The sequence below is a fragment of the Halococcus sp. AFM35 genome (assembly GCF_051195015.1).
Taxonomy (GTDB): Archaea; Halobacteriota; Halobacteria; order Halobacteriales; family Halococcaceae; genus Halococcus.
The window spans coordinates 15,081-27,883 of record NZ_JBNTJU010000022.1; the positions used below are offsets into that span (position 1 = coordinate 15,081).

11 protein-coding genes and 1 tRNA gene are annotated in these 12,803 nt (G+C 65.2%); 5 read left to right on the top strand and 7 right to left on the bottom strand.

The window, feature by feature from the left end:
- Positions 1-3: 3 nt before the first annotated feature.
- From purE to ACQUQO_RS14240, 3 genes are read right to left on the bottom strand one after another with little or no spacing between them, the layout of a single operon-like run.
- Positions 4-609, bottom strand: a complete 606-nt coding sequence (gene purE, locus ACQUQO_RS14230) for a 5-(carboxyamino)imidazole ribonucleotide mutase (RefSeq protein ID WP_435078748.1) — start codon at positions 607-609, stop codon at positions 4-6.
- The gene (locus ACQUQO_RS14235; RefSeq protein ID WP_435078750.1) at positions 606-1,808 is read right to left on the bottom strand and encodes a 5-(carboxyamino)imidazole ribonucleotide synthase; all 1,203 of its coding nucleotides are present in this window, start codon (positions 1,806-1,808) and stop codon (positions 606-608) included. The genes purE and ACQUQO_RS14235 overlap by 4 nt, the downstream gene beginning before the upstream one ends.
- A 36-nt stretch (positions 1,809-1,844) precedes the next feature.
- Complete coding sequence (locus ACQUQO_RS14240; RefSeq protein WP_435078752.1) at positions 1,845-3,536, bottom strand: flippase activity-associated protein Agl23; 1,692 nt, start codon at positions 3,534-3,536, stop codon at positions 1,845-1,847.
- An 87-nt stretch (positions 3,537-3,623) separates the two neighbouring features.
- Here ACQUQO_RS14240 and ribH point away from each other — a divergent pair, with 87 nt between their 5' ends.
- On the top strand, positions 3,624-4,028 hold the full coding sequence (gene ribH / locus ACQUQO_RS14245; RefSeq protein WP_435078754.1) for a 6,7-dimethyl-8-ribityllumazine synthase: 405 nt from the start codon (positions 3,624-3,626) through the stop codon (positions 4,026-4,028).
- A 112-nt stretch (positions 4,029-4,140) separates the two neighbouring features.
- The gene (locus ACQUQO_RS14250; protein WP_435078756.1) at positions 4,141-5,283 is read left to right on the top strand and encodes a pyridoxal phosphate-dependent aminotransferase; all 1,143 of its coding nucleotides are present in this window, start codon (positions 4,141-4,143) and stop codon (positions 5,281-5,283) included.
- A 22-nt stretch (positions 5,284-5,305) separates the two neighbouring features.
- Here the strand turns inward: ACQUQO_RS14250 and ACQUQO_RS14255 are convergent, their stop codons facing one another.
- Positions 5,306-6,598, bottom strand: coding sequence for an MFS transporter (locus ACQUQO_RS14255; protein ID WP_435078757.1), 1,293 nt, complete (start codon positions 6,596-6,598; stop codon positions 5,306-5,308).
- 461 nt (positions 6,599-7,059) lie between these two features.
- Positions 7,060-7,878: an HD domain-containing protein gene (locus ACQUQO_RS14260; protein WP_435078759.1), complete on the bottom strand. Its 819-nt coding sequence runs from the start codon at positions 7,876-7,878 to the stop codon at positions 7,060-7,062.
- 317 nt (positions 7,879-8,195) lie between these two features.
- Between ACQUQO_RS14260 and ACQUQO_RS14265 the strand changes: the two genes are divergently transcribed.
- The 3 genes from ACQUQO_RS14265 to ACQUQO_RS14275 all read left to right on the top strand — a co-directional run bounded on the left by ACQUQO_RS14265 (position 8,196) and on the right by ACQUQO_RS14275 (position 10,111).
- Positions 8,196-9,449: an RNA-guided endonuclease InsQ/TnpB family protein gene (locus tag ACQUQO_RS14265; RefSeq protein WP_435078761.1), complete on the top strand. Its 1,254-nt coding sequence runs from the start codon at positions 8,196-8,198 to the stop codon at positions 9,447-9,449.
- Positions 9,450-9,667: 218 nt separating this feature from the next.
- Positions 9,668-10,000 (top strand): twin-arginine translocase TatA/TatE family subunit, encoded by a 333-nt coding sequence (tatA, locus tag ACQUQO_RS14270; protein ID WP_435078763.1) that lies wholly within the window; start codon positions 9,668-9,670, stop codon positions 9,998-10,000.
- A gap of 38 nt (positions 10,001-10,038) precedes the next feature.
- Positions 10,039-10,111: transfer RNA gene (locus tag ACQUQO_RS14275), tRNA-Arg, on the top strand.
- A 493-nt stretch (positions 10,112-10,604) separates the two neighbouring features.
- Here the strand turns inward: ACQUQO_RS14275 and ACQUQO_RS14280 are convergent.
- Both ACQUQO_RS14280 and ACQUQO_RS14285 read right to left on the bottom strand, forming a co-directional pair.
- The gene (locus tag ACQUQO_RS14280) at positions 10,605-11,585 is read right to left on the bottom strand and encodes an MBL fold metallo-hydrolase (protein WP_435078765.1); all 981 of its coding nucleotides are present in this window, start codon (positions 11,583-11,585) and stop codon (positions 10,605-10,607) included.
- Positions 11,586-11,721: 136 nt separating this feature from the next.
- A complete protein-coding gene (locus tag ACQUQO_RS14285) occupies positions 11,722-12,744 on the bottom strand; it encodes an NAD(P)/FAD-dependent oxidoreductase (RefSeq protein ID WP_435078767.1) in 1,023 nt (340 codons plus the stop codon).
- Positions 12,745-12,803: the final 59 nt, after the last annotated feature.

Sequence of the window (12,803 nt, forward strand, 5' to 3'; positions counted from 1 at the left end):
AAGTCACTCCCGAAACGCCTCGATACCCTGCTCGTGGAGGTCCCGCGAGACCCCCGCGACGTCGGCTTCGAGTTCCTCGTGATACTCGACCAACCGCTCGGCCAGTTCCTCGTGTTCGGTGGCGAGAACCTGCACCGCCGACAGGCCGGCGTTGAACGACTTGCCCGCATCGACGGCGACGATGGGCGCACCCGTCGGCATCCCGATGACCGAATCGACCGACTTCTCCTGGACCGGAACGCCGATCACAGGTATGGGAAAGGCAATCGAGGCGGTCATGTTCGGCAGGTCGGCCGACTTGCCACCCGCGCCGGCGATGATGACCGCCAATCCGCGCTCGCGGGCGGTCTCGGCGTAGGCGTACATGAGGTCGGGCGTTCTGTGGGCCGAAACCACATACGACTCGAAGGTGAAGCGGCCGTCGGGCGGTTCGTCACCCGTATCCTCCTCGAACCCGAGTTCCGTGAGCGCCTCGTAGGCGCCGGCCATGACATCGAGGTCCGAATCCGACCCCATAATGATGCCTACATCGGGCGTTTCTGCGGGTGATTTATCGGTTTCGGCCTCGGCTCGCAGCTCGTCGATGAGGTCGTCGATTTCGGTGGTCATCTGTCAAAGGTCCAGTCGTCGCGCAGTTCGCGGGCGCGGGCGAACAGTTCGTCGGTCTCGGCGCGGTCGTCGGTGAGCGTGACGTGGCCCATCTTCCGGAGCGGGCGCGCCTCGCGTTTTCCATACCAGTGCAGGTTCGCGCTCGGTTCGGAGAGCACCGCCTCGGCCCCATCGAGGGCGGCGGGTCGTGGCTCCGACACGTCCCCGAGGAGGTTTTTCGTCACCGTCCGGCCGCGCCGGTCGGTCGCGCCGAGCGGCCAGCCGAGCACCGCTCGGATGTGCTGTTCGAACTGGGAGGTTCGCGCGCCCTCGATGGTCCAATGACCCGAATTGTGGGGTCGTGGCGCGATTTCGTTGACCGAAATCTCGCCCTCTTCTCGCGGGCTTCGCCCGCTCGAACTGTCCGAGGCGCTTCGCGCCTCGCTGACCTCGAACAGTTCGATGCCGAAGACGCCGCGGCCGTCGAGCAGGTCGAGCACCTCGCGGGCGACCGACTTCGCGCGCTCGCGGACGTCCTCTGGAACGCGCGCCGGCACGACCGTCTCGCGCAGGATTTCCTCTTCATGAACGTTCTCGCCGGGCGTGAACACCCGCTGCTCGCCGTCGCCACGAACACCGATGACCGAGAGTTCGCGCTCGAAGGGGACGAATTCCTCGACCATCGCTTGTCCCTCGACCTGCTCGAAGGCGGTCTCGACGTCATCCGGCGACTCGATGGGAACGTTCCCGCGGCCGTCGTAACCTCCCTTACGGGCCTTCAGCATCGCCGGATAGCCGAGGTCTTCGAGCGCCTCCCGGAGTTCAGCGACGCTTCCAGCCGGACGGAACTCGGGCACCGGAACGCCCGCGTCCCGAAGATGGCGCTTCTGGACGAGTTTGTCCTGAATCATCCGGAGCGTGTCGGGTGCGGGATGCACAGGAGTATCGTGGGCCTCGCTCGCGCGTTCGAGCGCGTCCGGGTCGGCGAGTTCGATCTCGTAGGTCAGCACGTCAGCGCACTCGGCGAGGGCATCGATAGTATCGGCGTCGTCGAACGCCCCTTGAAGGGTCTCGCTCACGACCGGTGCGGCCGGCGGGTCCGGCGTCGGGTCGCTTGCGACGAGTTCGACCCCGAGCGGCGCGGCGGCCTCGCCGAGCATCCGCCCGAGCTGGCCGCCGCCGACCACCCCCACGACCGGCCCGTCAGCGGTGAGTTGCATGGCGGCGGTTTTCGACTCGCGCGCTTAAGCGTTGTTTTACCGACCTCGGTTCACCGGTAGTCGGCTCTCGTCGACGAAGAACGTCGTGTTGGTTTTCGCGGTGTCCTGCGTTCGCAACACGTACGCCCGCTCGTCGTAGCCATCAAGATTGGCCGCGAGGAACTCGCTGTCGGTGCTCAACCCGATGACCACCGGCGGATTGCTCTCGTTCACGCGTCGCTCGAACGCCGACGGCTCGCCCGCACACGAGACGTTCATGTCGTATGCATCCATGTACCACGGTAACGGGAGGACATTGAACCACGCCGAGCATGCCGGTTCCCGACTCCCGTTGGTATCCGCGACGAGGTAATCGCCATAGAGTAACACGTCCGTTCCCCGATTCGTCGCGCTCAGGGCAGCCATGTCACGAATCGTCGGCCGGAGGTCGTCGGCGGGTTGGGCGTACTGGACGAGCGCGTTCTCCTCGGATTGGTCGTCGAGATAGACGTTCTGCACCCCGATATAGCCCACTTGCCCGACGACGAGCAGGGCGATGACGAACGCCGCAGCGACGGCTGGTCGGTCGTCGCGGGCGAGCGCCGTTTTTCCCCGTTCGTAGAGCACGCCCGCGCCGACCGCCGCCGGTATCATGAGCGGCACGATGGCGTGAACGGTCGCCCACGGGGCCATGATATCGGTGATGATGGGATAGCCGAAGACGCTCACGAACCCCCAGTAGAAGGCGAAGGCGACGAGGTCACGCGGATGTTTCTCCGAGTAGCGGTCGGCGAGAAAGCCGATGAACGCGAGCACGACGAGCGCGCCCGACCCGACGACGAGCGTTTCGACGAAATCGCCGAGATAGGGCAGGTAGGCGTGGTTCTGACTGTCACCGCTCACCCACTGGGCGAAGAAGGCGTTCCACGAGCCGAGCGTCGCCTCGCCGACAACCGCCGCGGGGTTGGCGAGCAGTGCGTCGAATCCCGTGGTCGCATCGTCCGTCCGTGGCGCGTAGAAGTACACCACGATGACGAGGAACTCGACGATGACGAGCAAGAAGTGTGGCATCCACGCGCGCAGAGCCGTACCGAGATGCCCGATGCGGTCGGGCGCTGCTCGCGGGTCGAACTGGAGACCGCGCTCGATGAGCAGTCGGTGGTCGGCAAGCAGGACGAGCGCGCCGAGCCACGTCACGAGGTAGATGAGCACGTTCTCCTTGGTGGTGAACGCGAGCGCGAGCGCGAGGACGCCCGCGTGGACGTATCGAGGTCCGTGTGTATCGAGCGCGCGGACGAAAAACCCGAGCGCGAACAGCATGAACGCCGCCAACGGCAGGTCGCTGCGCATGAACCGCGAGTAGTAGAGCAGGACGGGGTTGACGGCCAAAAACAGGGCGAACGCGACCGTTTCGACCCAAGAGAGCCGCTTCCGGAAGAGTAGCGCCGCAAGCGGCAGCGCCGCCCCAAGGAGTGCGACCACCAGCCGCATCGTGAAATCGTTCGCGCCGAACAGTTCGAAGACGAACCGGTTCACCTGCTGGAGGAACGGACCGTGGATGATGGGCCGATACTCGAAGGTGCCGGTATCGGCGTAGTTGAGAATCCAGTAGGCGACCCGGGCCTCGTCCCAGTGGGCGATGCGGTCGCCGAGGAAGGCGATGCGGGCGACGAGCGCGAAGAGGGCGATGGCGACGACGGCGAGCGTGACGCGGCGGCCGCGCCCGGCGATGCCGTCGGTCGATACCATATCGATGAGGATGGCGGGGCGGTTAGGAGCGTTTCGTTTGCGCTCGCGGAGCGGTAGGCCTTTGGCGCGCGCTCTGTATCCGCAGGTATGCCCAGTTTGGGATTGGTGGTCGCACAGTTCTACGGGGAACTGGCGGCCGAGATGGAGCAGCACGCACGCGATGCCGCCGCCGAGCGCGGGGCCGAGGTCGCCGAAATGATTCCAGTACCCGGCGCGTACGACACGCCGCTGGCGGCCGACCGCCTCGCCCGACAGGAGGGAATCGACGCCGTCGCGGCCCTCGGCGCAGTCGTCTCTGGAGACACCGACCACGACCAAATCATCGTCGACGCCGCCGCACAGGGATTGACCGACGTGAGTCTCGACCGCGACAAACCGGTGGCCTTCGGCGTTCTCGGCCCCGGCATGAGCGGCGCGGAGGCGCGCGAGCGCGTCGAGTACGGTGCGCGCGCCGTCGAGAGCGCGCTCGACCAACTGGAGGCGCTGGCATGAACACGGTCGCAACGAAGTTGCTCCCTGTCTTCGAGCGGGCAGCGCCCGCTCGAATGGTCCGTGGAACTCCCTCGGAGTTCCACGCTACTCACGGCGACCACAGGTGGTCGCCATGAACTTCGCCGAGCGCGTCGAGCGCGTCGAACCGAGCGCGACGCTCGCCATCAGCACGCTCGCGGGCGAACTCGAAGCCGAGGGCGCGGACGTCGTCGACTTGAGCGTCGGCGAACCCGACTTCCCGACGCCCGAGAACATCGTCGAAGCCGGCAAGGACGCGATGGACGCCGGCCATACGGGCTACACCGCTTCCAATGGTATCGCCGAACTCCGGGAGGCAATCGCCGCGAAACTCGACGGGGACGGACTCGACTACTCGCCGGAGGAGATCATCGTCACGCCGGGCGGCAAGCAGGCGCTCTTCGAGACGTTCCAGACGCTCATCGACGAGGGCGACGAGGTCTGCCTGCTCGACCCCGCGTGGGTCTCCTACGAGGCGATGGCGAAACTCGCCGGCGGCTCGCTTTCCCGTGTGGACCTCGCGGCCCACGACTTCCAGCTCGAACCCGCCCTCGACGACCTCGCCGAGAGCGTGTCGGACGACACGGAGCTACTGGTGGTGAACTCGCCGTCGAACCCCTCTGGGGCTGTGTACTCCGACGCGGCCTTGGAGAGCGTCCGCGACCTCGCGGTCGAACACGATATGACCGTGATTTCCGACGAGATCTACAAGGAAATCACCTACGGCGTCGAGCCGCGGAGTTTGGGGACCTTGGACGGAATGGGTGGTCGAACAGTCACCATCAACGGCTTCTCGAAGGCCTACTCGATGACGGGCTGGCGACTCGGCTATCTCGCCGCGCCCGAGGAACTCGTCTCGCAGGCCGGCAAGCTCCAGTCGCATTCGGTCTCCTCGGCGACGAACTTCGTCCAGCACGCGGGCATCGAGGCCCTCGAAAACACCGACCGCGCGGTCGTCCAGATGACCGAGGCCTTCGAGGAACGGCGCGACCTGCTGGCCGACCTGCTGGCCGACCACGGCATCGAGGTCTCGAAGCCCGAGGGAGCCTTCTACATGATGGTCCCCGTCGACGAGGACGATCAGGGATGGTGCGAGGACGCGCTCGAAGGGCCGCACGTGGCGACGACGCCCGGCAGCGCGTTCGGCACGCCCGGCTACGCGCGCTTTTCGTACGCGAACAGCCAAGAACGCATACGTGAGGCCGTCGAACGCCTCGCAAACGACGGGTTCCTCTGACGGGTCGTTCGAGTTTTTCGGATCAGTCGCCCGGCGTCGGCGTCGCGCTCGGTGCGGGTTCGGTCCGGTAGAGGACGACGAAGACTCCTGTCGAGAGCACGATGAACCCGGCGGCGGTGAAAAAGGCCGTGAACACCGAGGTGGCGTCCCAGATAGCGCCCACGGTGAACGGACCGACGACTTCGCCGACCTTCCACGCCACCGAGCGCAGCGAGAGACTGGCCGCGACGGCGTCGAAGCGCTCGCCCTCCTCGACGAACAATGCCATGCTCGCCGGCAGACGGAGGCTGTCGGCGACGCCGATGACCGCGTAGGCCGCGAAGAGCACGAAGAAGGCCGGCGCGAGCGTCACCGACGCCCCGAACGCCGACAGCGAGACCGGCGGGAACACGCCCGCAGCGCTGCCGGCGAAGGGTACCATCGCCGTCCCGAGCGCGTAGGTGAGCGCGCCCGCGATGACGAACTGGTGTTTGTGGCCCACCCGGTCGGTGTAGCTGCCGACCACGCCCTGAAGAAGGGATTTCGTGAGTTTGCCGCCGGCGAGGATGCCGCCGACCATGAGCGGGTTCATGCCGAACTCGGTGTGGGCGTAGATGGGCAGGAAAATTATTACTGCCATCTTCCCGAAGCCGAAGCCCAGCCGGAAGACGACGAGCGCGCGGATAGCGGCCCGGTCGAGCAGCGTGCGTAGCGTCTCGATACCCGTGGCCTCCTCGGGGTCGGTCCGCCCGCCGGGGTTGTCACGGAGGAAGGCGAGCACGGCGAGCGTCGCCAGAATCGTCACCAGCGAGAGCACCGCGTAGGTGAGGGTGAAGCCGTAGGCGAAGAGGAGGAAGCCGCCGAGTAGGTCACCCGCGAGGCTCGAAAACGCCGTCACCTGATTGTAGGTGCCGAGCCAGCGCCCTCGTTCGCTACCGGGGCTGAGTTCGCCGACGACCGCCGACCCCGTAATCCAGAGGACGCTCGCGCCAGCGCCCTGCACGATGCGGACGAGAATCACGTCGGTGGCGCTGCCGACGAGCGCGAACCCGACGAACGCGAGGACGTTGATTGCGAGTCCGGCGACGAGAAATCGTTTCGCGTTGTGGGTGTCGACGGCGCGGCCCAGCGGCAGGACGATGAGCAACTGGACGAGCGCGAACACCGTGCCGAACAGGCCCTCGACAGTGCTCGAAGTACCAAATATGTCGGCGTACAGCGCGAGCGCGATGAGGATGGTTGAAAAGGCCTGCGAGCGGGCGAAGGCGGTGCTGGCGAGGGCGACGAACTCACGGTTTCTGAAGAGACTTAGCGAGCCTCCAGCGGACTCCGACACTGCTAGAACGACGGCCGTGAAGCTTCAAAAAGCCATCCGTTCGACCCCTCTTCGGACAGTCTTGTCACGCGAACAAAACACACGGAAATGTATTGGTGAGCGGTGTTTGTGGGGATTTGCGGCCCGCCGCTGCGGTCGCGGCGCGGCCGCGGCGGTGCGGTGGGCGGTCCGCGGTCGCGGTGGCGGTTTGCGGTGCCTGGTGGATGAAGGGCGAGGGGCGCGAGCGACCGAAGGGAGCGAGTAGCGAACGGAGTGAGCGCGCGCCGAGGGCTTCGGCGGTGCTGTGTGGGTGCGGTGGTGGCGCTGCGCAGGAAGTGGTAGCATCCGCGCGAACGGAGTGAGCGGGGTTCGCCGCGAGCGCCGGAGGTGTGAGCGGGAGTTTTTAGTCCAGGTTTTTGCAGGGGGTTCGACCGAGCGCCCGCAGGGTGCGAGGGAGGACCTCCTGTAAAAAAGTGGGGTAATTAGAGCTCGACGCGCTCGACGAGCTGCTCGTCGGGTTCGTGGGTCGTGACGGCGACGATGCGCACGTCGTCTTCGAGACCCGAACCGGTGAGTTTCGCCTTGAGGAGGCTGTCGACCTGATAGACGCCGGCGGCGTCGGTCATCTCGATTTCGGCCACCACAGGGATGTCCTCGCCGGCACGGAGGCTCACCTCGCGGATGGCCTGGCTGGAGACGGTGTTGATACCGCGGCCGCCCTGCTCGTAGGGGCGGCGCGAGCGGCCGTGTTCCATGTCGAGGGCGTCGGCGACCCTGACGACGCCGGCTTCGAGCGTGAGCGGGTTCTCGGGGGTGTGGTGGCAGAGAATCGCGTGGAGGACTTCGCCTTTGAGTCGGACACGCTCTTCGACGTCGTACCAGCCGAAATCGGGGAGCAGGCGGTCGAGAACGTCCGCGGCAAGCGGAATCGAGTAGTAGGGATGGTCCTCGCGGTGGACGACGTGGCCGATGTCGTGCAGCGTCGCGGCCAGCGCGATGATGACCGGTTCGTCGGCCTCGTCGAGACCCTGGTCGGCCGCGCCATTGAAGCCGACACCGCCGGCTTTGAGGAAGTCGTACAGACAGAGTGCGCGGTTGCGAACGATGGAGATGTGTTTCGAGCCGTGGTCGTTGTAGCGCTTGCGCGCGACCGGGTTCACGTTCTGGGCGTCGAGATAGGCCTGAATCTCGGGGTCGTTTTCGACCGTTGCGAGCACTTCGTTGAGCCGCTCGTCCGGGAATGCATGCTCGATGTCGGGGTCGTACACTCGCCCCCTGTGTGCGCTATCGGTGTCGCTCATGGGACGAAATGGGCCGCCGTGCGGAAAACCGATTGGATTTGACCGGTTCAGGCCGCGTTTCGTGCGGCCGCTTCGACCTCGTCGTAGTCCGGTTCGATGCCGGCCCCTCGGACGTTCACCTGTGTGGTAGCGCGGAGGCCCCGTCCTCAACCGCGAGCGAAGCGAGCGGTAGGGCGGGGAGGAGCGCGTTCGTTTAGCTCGGCACGTACACCAAGTGCCCGGTCTTCGGATACCGACAAACCGGGAGACAGCCCGTCGAAAGCCGACCGTCTCCACGAACAGCGAGTATAAATACCATCGTCGTGTAATGTGTATCAATGGAGGTCTGTCGAACCGCCGTCGTGAAACTCGCCGTTTCCGACGAGCAACGCGACGACCTCCACGAAACCGCCGAACAGTTTCTGCATTGTGCGAACGTCGCCGCCGAGTTCTGTTGGAGCGACCGCCACTACGACGACTGCGTTACGTCGAAGGCGAAGGCCGAACACGCACTCTACCCCGACCTCAAAGCCGACACGGATCTGACGGCGAACCTCGTGCAGAAGGCGATTCGCCGTGCCGTCGAAGCCGTCAAATCCGGCGTGGACCGTTGGAAGAAGGGCCGCCGCACGAATCAACCACAGTTCGACTCGTGGAGCGTCGTGTACGACAAACGCTCCGCGACGTTCTCCCGAAGCGAAGTGTCGCTTTCGACGGTCAACGGACGGGCCGGGTGTGAGTTCGTCTTTCCGGTGGACAGTCCGACACCCTACGAACGGTACGTCGTCAACGACGAGTTCGAGTTTCGCATGGCGACGGTGCAGTACGACGACGTAACCGACGAGTTCTACCTGCACCTTTCGACGCGGAAGTACGACGGCGACGACGAAGAAGACGCCGACGGTACGACAGATACCGAGCACCAAACAGTCCTCGGTATCGACCTCGGCGTAAATTCGCTTGCCGTCGCGTCCACAGGTCGGTTCTGGCAGGGCGACGACTACGACCATTGGACGAGAGAGTTCGAGAAACGCCGCGCCGCCATGCAACAGCGCGAAACTCAGCACGGCCACAACGCGCTCCTTCGACTCGGCAAACGGGAACGAGCATGGCGCAAACAGTACGTCCATACGGTAGCGAACGAGATCGTGACCGAAGCCACAGAAACCGAGTGCGACGTAATCGTCTTCGAGGAACTCGACGGTATCCGCGAACGCCTCCCGTTCGCCCAGTGGCACCACATCTGGGCGTTCCGACGCCTCTACGAGTACGTCACATACAAAGCACCCGAATACGGCGTCGAAGCGAAGCAGGTCCCGCCGAACCACACCAGCCAGCGGTGTTCGCGTCTCGACTGTGGGTTTACGCACGAGGACAACCGCGACGGGGAACAGTTCTGCTGCCAGAAGTGCGGCTACGAGGTCAACGCCGATTACAACGCGGCGAAGAACATCGGGCTTCGGTACGCCCGGAAACGACAACACAAACTCCGTTCGTCGCCCAAGTCGCCGAACGGAGACGCACCCGTAGATGTGCGTATAAATGGTGGGGCGCTGAACGGCACCTCTCGACGGCATATCGCTGCCGATTGAGTGCCGGGGAGTCCACATCAAAGCCCCTCCCTCAACGAAGCGAGCGGCGTATACCGCGAGCGAAGTAGGGAGGGGTCATTTACGAGTGGGTGATGTCAATCGATGAAGACGGTCGTATTCGCCCGCGGCCCGGTCGCCGAGCGCACGCCTGTCGGTCCACAGCGGGCGTCTCGGTGAGCAAAAAGCCTATAATGGACACATCGTAAGCTATGGCCACGATGACTGGACTATCGCTGCTGCAGATTCCGGGCATTCCCGGCGGACCGGAGGTGTTGATCATCCTCGTGATCATCGTCCTCCTGTTCGGCGCGAACAAGATTCCACAGCTCGCTGGCGCACTCGGCCAAGCTCGCGGCGAGTTCGACAAGGGCCGGCAGGAAATCGAGGAGGAACTCGACGAGATGCAGGAGAGCAACGTCGAGGGCGGCTCCGACGCGAACGAAGCGAGCGCATCGAGCGAATCGGCCACTACCGACAGCCAGACCGACACCGTCGACCACAACCCACCCGAGGTCGACGAGCGCGACGCCGAAGTCGAGAGCAACCAGTAACACAACGGTTTTTCGGCACGCCGCCCCAGTCCTCGCCGGGGCGTGTGGCCTAGCGGACAGGGCGAGAGGTTCCTAACCTCTAGACCGCGGGTTCGAATCCCGTCACGCCCGAGTAGTACCTTTTTACTGCGTCGGGTGATCTCCCTGCGGTCGGCCACCACTCTCTGCTCGCGGGCCGTGCGAGGCGGCAACCGCCTCGAACTCGCGGCGCTACGCGCCGCGCGTGGCCCGCTCGCACGGTACGAGGGACCGGTAGGAGCTAGCGTAACCTTCTGACGTTCAGGATTAGTGAACAGGCTCTACGCTGCAAGTGCTGCTATACTAGGCGAAAACAAGCGTCGAAAACTTCTGCTAGGCCCTAGAGGTCCCTCGCTACTTGCAAAAAGCTACGCTAAAAGCGTCCCGCTCACTCGGCCTTCGGCCTCGTTCACGGCGAACCGCGCTCGCTGCGCTCGCGCGGACACTAACCTACCGACTGCACAGCACCGCAGAAGCCCTCAGCCGCTCGTTTCACTCGCGGCTTCGCCCTTCATCCACCAGGAAACCGCAACCGCCGCACCGCCGCTGCCACGACCGCACCGCAACCGCGGCCGCACCGCCACCGTCACTCAGCAACCGCCGGAAACAGCTCGTCGAAGTCGGGGTCGCTGTCGAGTAGTCGATACCCCTCCTCGGTCCGCTTGACGACGCCGTGGGCGCTGAGGTGTTCCAGATGGGCGTAAGCCTCGCCCGGCCCGTGGAGGATGTGAATCGCCGAGAGGTCACCGAACAGCTGCGCACTCACCGCCCACGCGGTCGCCGAGCCGTGCTCGCGGAGCACGTCGAGAACGTTTGCGGTGCGTTCGCGGTGGTGGGCGATGATGTCGCGTGCGCGCCCGGCGGGGTCGTCGATTGGGTCGCGGTGGCCGGGCCATGCACGGGCGAATCCCGCGCCGGCGATGTGTTCGAGCGTGTCGAGATAGTTTGCGAGGGGGCGCTCGACGCGCACGTCGGCCCCGCCGACGTTCGGCGTGTAGTGGGGCAATAATGCGTCACCGGAAAGCAGTTCCCGACCGTCCGCGCCATCGAGAGCGTATCCGGTGAGACCGGCCGCATGACCCGGCAGATGCAGTGCTTCGAGCGTACCCTCGGGCGTCTCGAATCGCTCGCCATTCTCGAACGGCTCGACGGTCGGCGGCGTTCCCTGTATCTGCCCATCGAGAAAGTCGAGCAGCTCCGCACGTGGCTCCGCGGGCATCCCCCACTGGTCGAGCAGTTCGCGCTGGTGTTCGTTCATCGACTCCCACGCGCCGTCCTCGCGGGCGATGAGTGGTGCGTCGGCGGCGTGGGCGCGGACCGTCGCGCCGCTCTCGCCCTGGAGCTCGCCCGCCAGCCCCGCGTGGTCGCCATGCCAGTGGGTGAGGAGGATTTGGTCGATGTCCGCAATCGCCACTCCACAGTCGGCGAGCCCGGTCTCCAACTGCTCGCGCGTCTCCGGCGTCGCCACACCGGTATCGACCAGCGTCGGCGCGTCCGACTCCGCGCCGAAGACGTAGGCGTTGTTCAACCCCTCGAAGACGGTGTTTTCGAGCTTGATGCGTTCCATCTATCGCCACGCTCCGTGCATACCCCGGCTACTGGGCGGACGATACATACCACTCGCGGTCCGCGGAGCGGACACGCCCATCGGAAGCGACACTCGAAACGAAACTTCGAACGAACATCGCGACCGTCGAGCGCATTCAGTCGTCGCCCGCGGCGCGCGAGGCCGACCGTTCGCGGAGTTCGTCGGACACCGCCGGCACGTCGTCGGCCGAAACGTCACCCTCCGCTTCGAGTTCGTCGAGCGACATCGGGAATTTCCGGAGGTCGTAGTGGATGTCGATGCCCGCCTTGGCCCCTTGGCCCATCGCCACGGGAATCTGGTTGTGGCCGGGTACGAGGTCGCCCACCGCATAGACGCCCGCGACGGAGGTGTTGCCGTGGTCGTCGACCGCCACGGTGCCGTCGTCGTTGATCTCGCAGCCCAGCCCGCTGGCGAGGTCGTTGTTGTACTCGGAGCCGTACATCCCGAACCCACCCATGTACTCGCGGCGCTCGCCGTTCTCGAATTCGAAGCCGCCGAGCCACTCGGAGTCCTCGTCGTCGGCGAACTTGCTTGCGACGTCGCTTTCGACGATATCGACCGGATGCGCACGGAGCTGGCGGTCGGTTTCGTCGGACCACTCCGGCTCGTGACCCCGCAGCAGGAGGTCCACGTCGTCGGTGAAGTTGAGCATGATCATCGCCACGTGGGCGGCCGATTCGCCGTGACCCATCACGTAGACCGGTTCATCGACGAACATGTACGCATCGCAGTGCAGACAGTAGTGCAGGCCCCGACCCGTGCGCGGTAGCGGCGGGTCGGGATGCACGTCCGAAAATCCGGTGGCGAGCACCACGCGGTCGGCGAATACTTCCGCGTCGTTGGTTTCGAGGCGGAACTCGCGTTCGTCCGCCACTCGTTCGGCCCCCGTCACGAACGTCTGGCGGTAGTCCGTGCCGTAGCTCTCCAACTGCTCGATGGCAGTTTGCAGGAACTCGTTGCCGCTGGTTTCTTCCGTGATGCCGATGACGTTGTGTGTATCGCGCATCATCGCGGCACGACCGCCGCCACGATTGAGGACGACCGTATCGTGGCCGAGTCTGGTAGTATACAGTGCTGCGGTCAGTCCCGCCGGCCCGCCGCCGATAACCGCCACGTCGTATCCTGCGCTGTCATCCATATACCTGTCAGTAGTGCCGCGAGACGGATAACGAATCTGGTCCATATGCACAACACCGT

Coding starts and splice junctions, on each gene's coding strand:
- ACQUQO_RS14265 (WP_435078761.1), top strand. CDS start 8,196: ATGGAGGTCTGTCGAACCGCCGTCGTGAAACTCGCCGTTTCCGACGAG.
- purE (WP_435078748.1), bottom strand. CDS start 609: ATGACCACCGAAATCGACGACCTCATCGACGAGCTGCGAGCCGAGGCC.
- ACQUQO_RS14260 (WP_435078759.1), bottom strand. CDS start 7,878: ATGAGCGACACCGATAGCGCACACAGGGGGCGAGTGTACGACCCCGAC.
- ACQUQO_RS14235 (WP_435078750.1), bottom strand. CDS start 1,808: ATGCAACTCACCGCTGACGGGCCGGTCGTGGGGGTGGTCGGCGGCGGC.
- ACQUQO_RS14285 (WP_435078767.1), bottom strand. CDS start 12,744: ATGGATGACAGCGCAGGATACGACGTGGCGGTTATCGGCGGCGGGCCG.
- ACQUQO_RS14240 (WP_435078752.1), bottom strand. CDS start 3,536: ATGGTATCGACCGACGGCATCGCCGGGCGCGGCCGCCGCGTCACGCTC.
- tatA (WP_435078763.1), top strand. CDS start 9,668: ATGACTGGACTATCGCTGCTGCAGATTCCGGGCATTCCCGGCGGACCG.
- ACQUQO_RS14280 (WP_435078765.1), bottom strand. CDS start 11,585: ATGGAACGCATCAAGCTCGAAAACACCGTCTTCGAGGGGTTGAACAAC.
- ribH (WP_435078754.1), top strand. CDS start 3,624: ATGCCCAGTTTGGGATTGGTGGTCGCACAGTTCTACGGGGAACTGGCG.
- ACQUQO_RS14250 (WP_435078756.1), top strand. CDS start 4,141: ATGAACTTCGCCGAGCGCGTCGAGCGCGTCGAACCGAGCGCGACGCTC.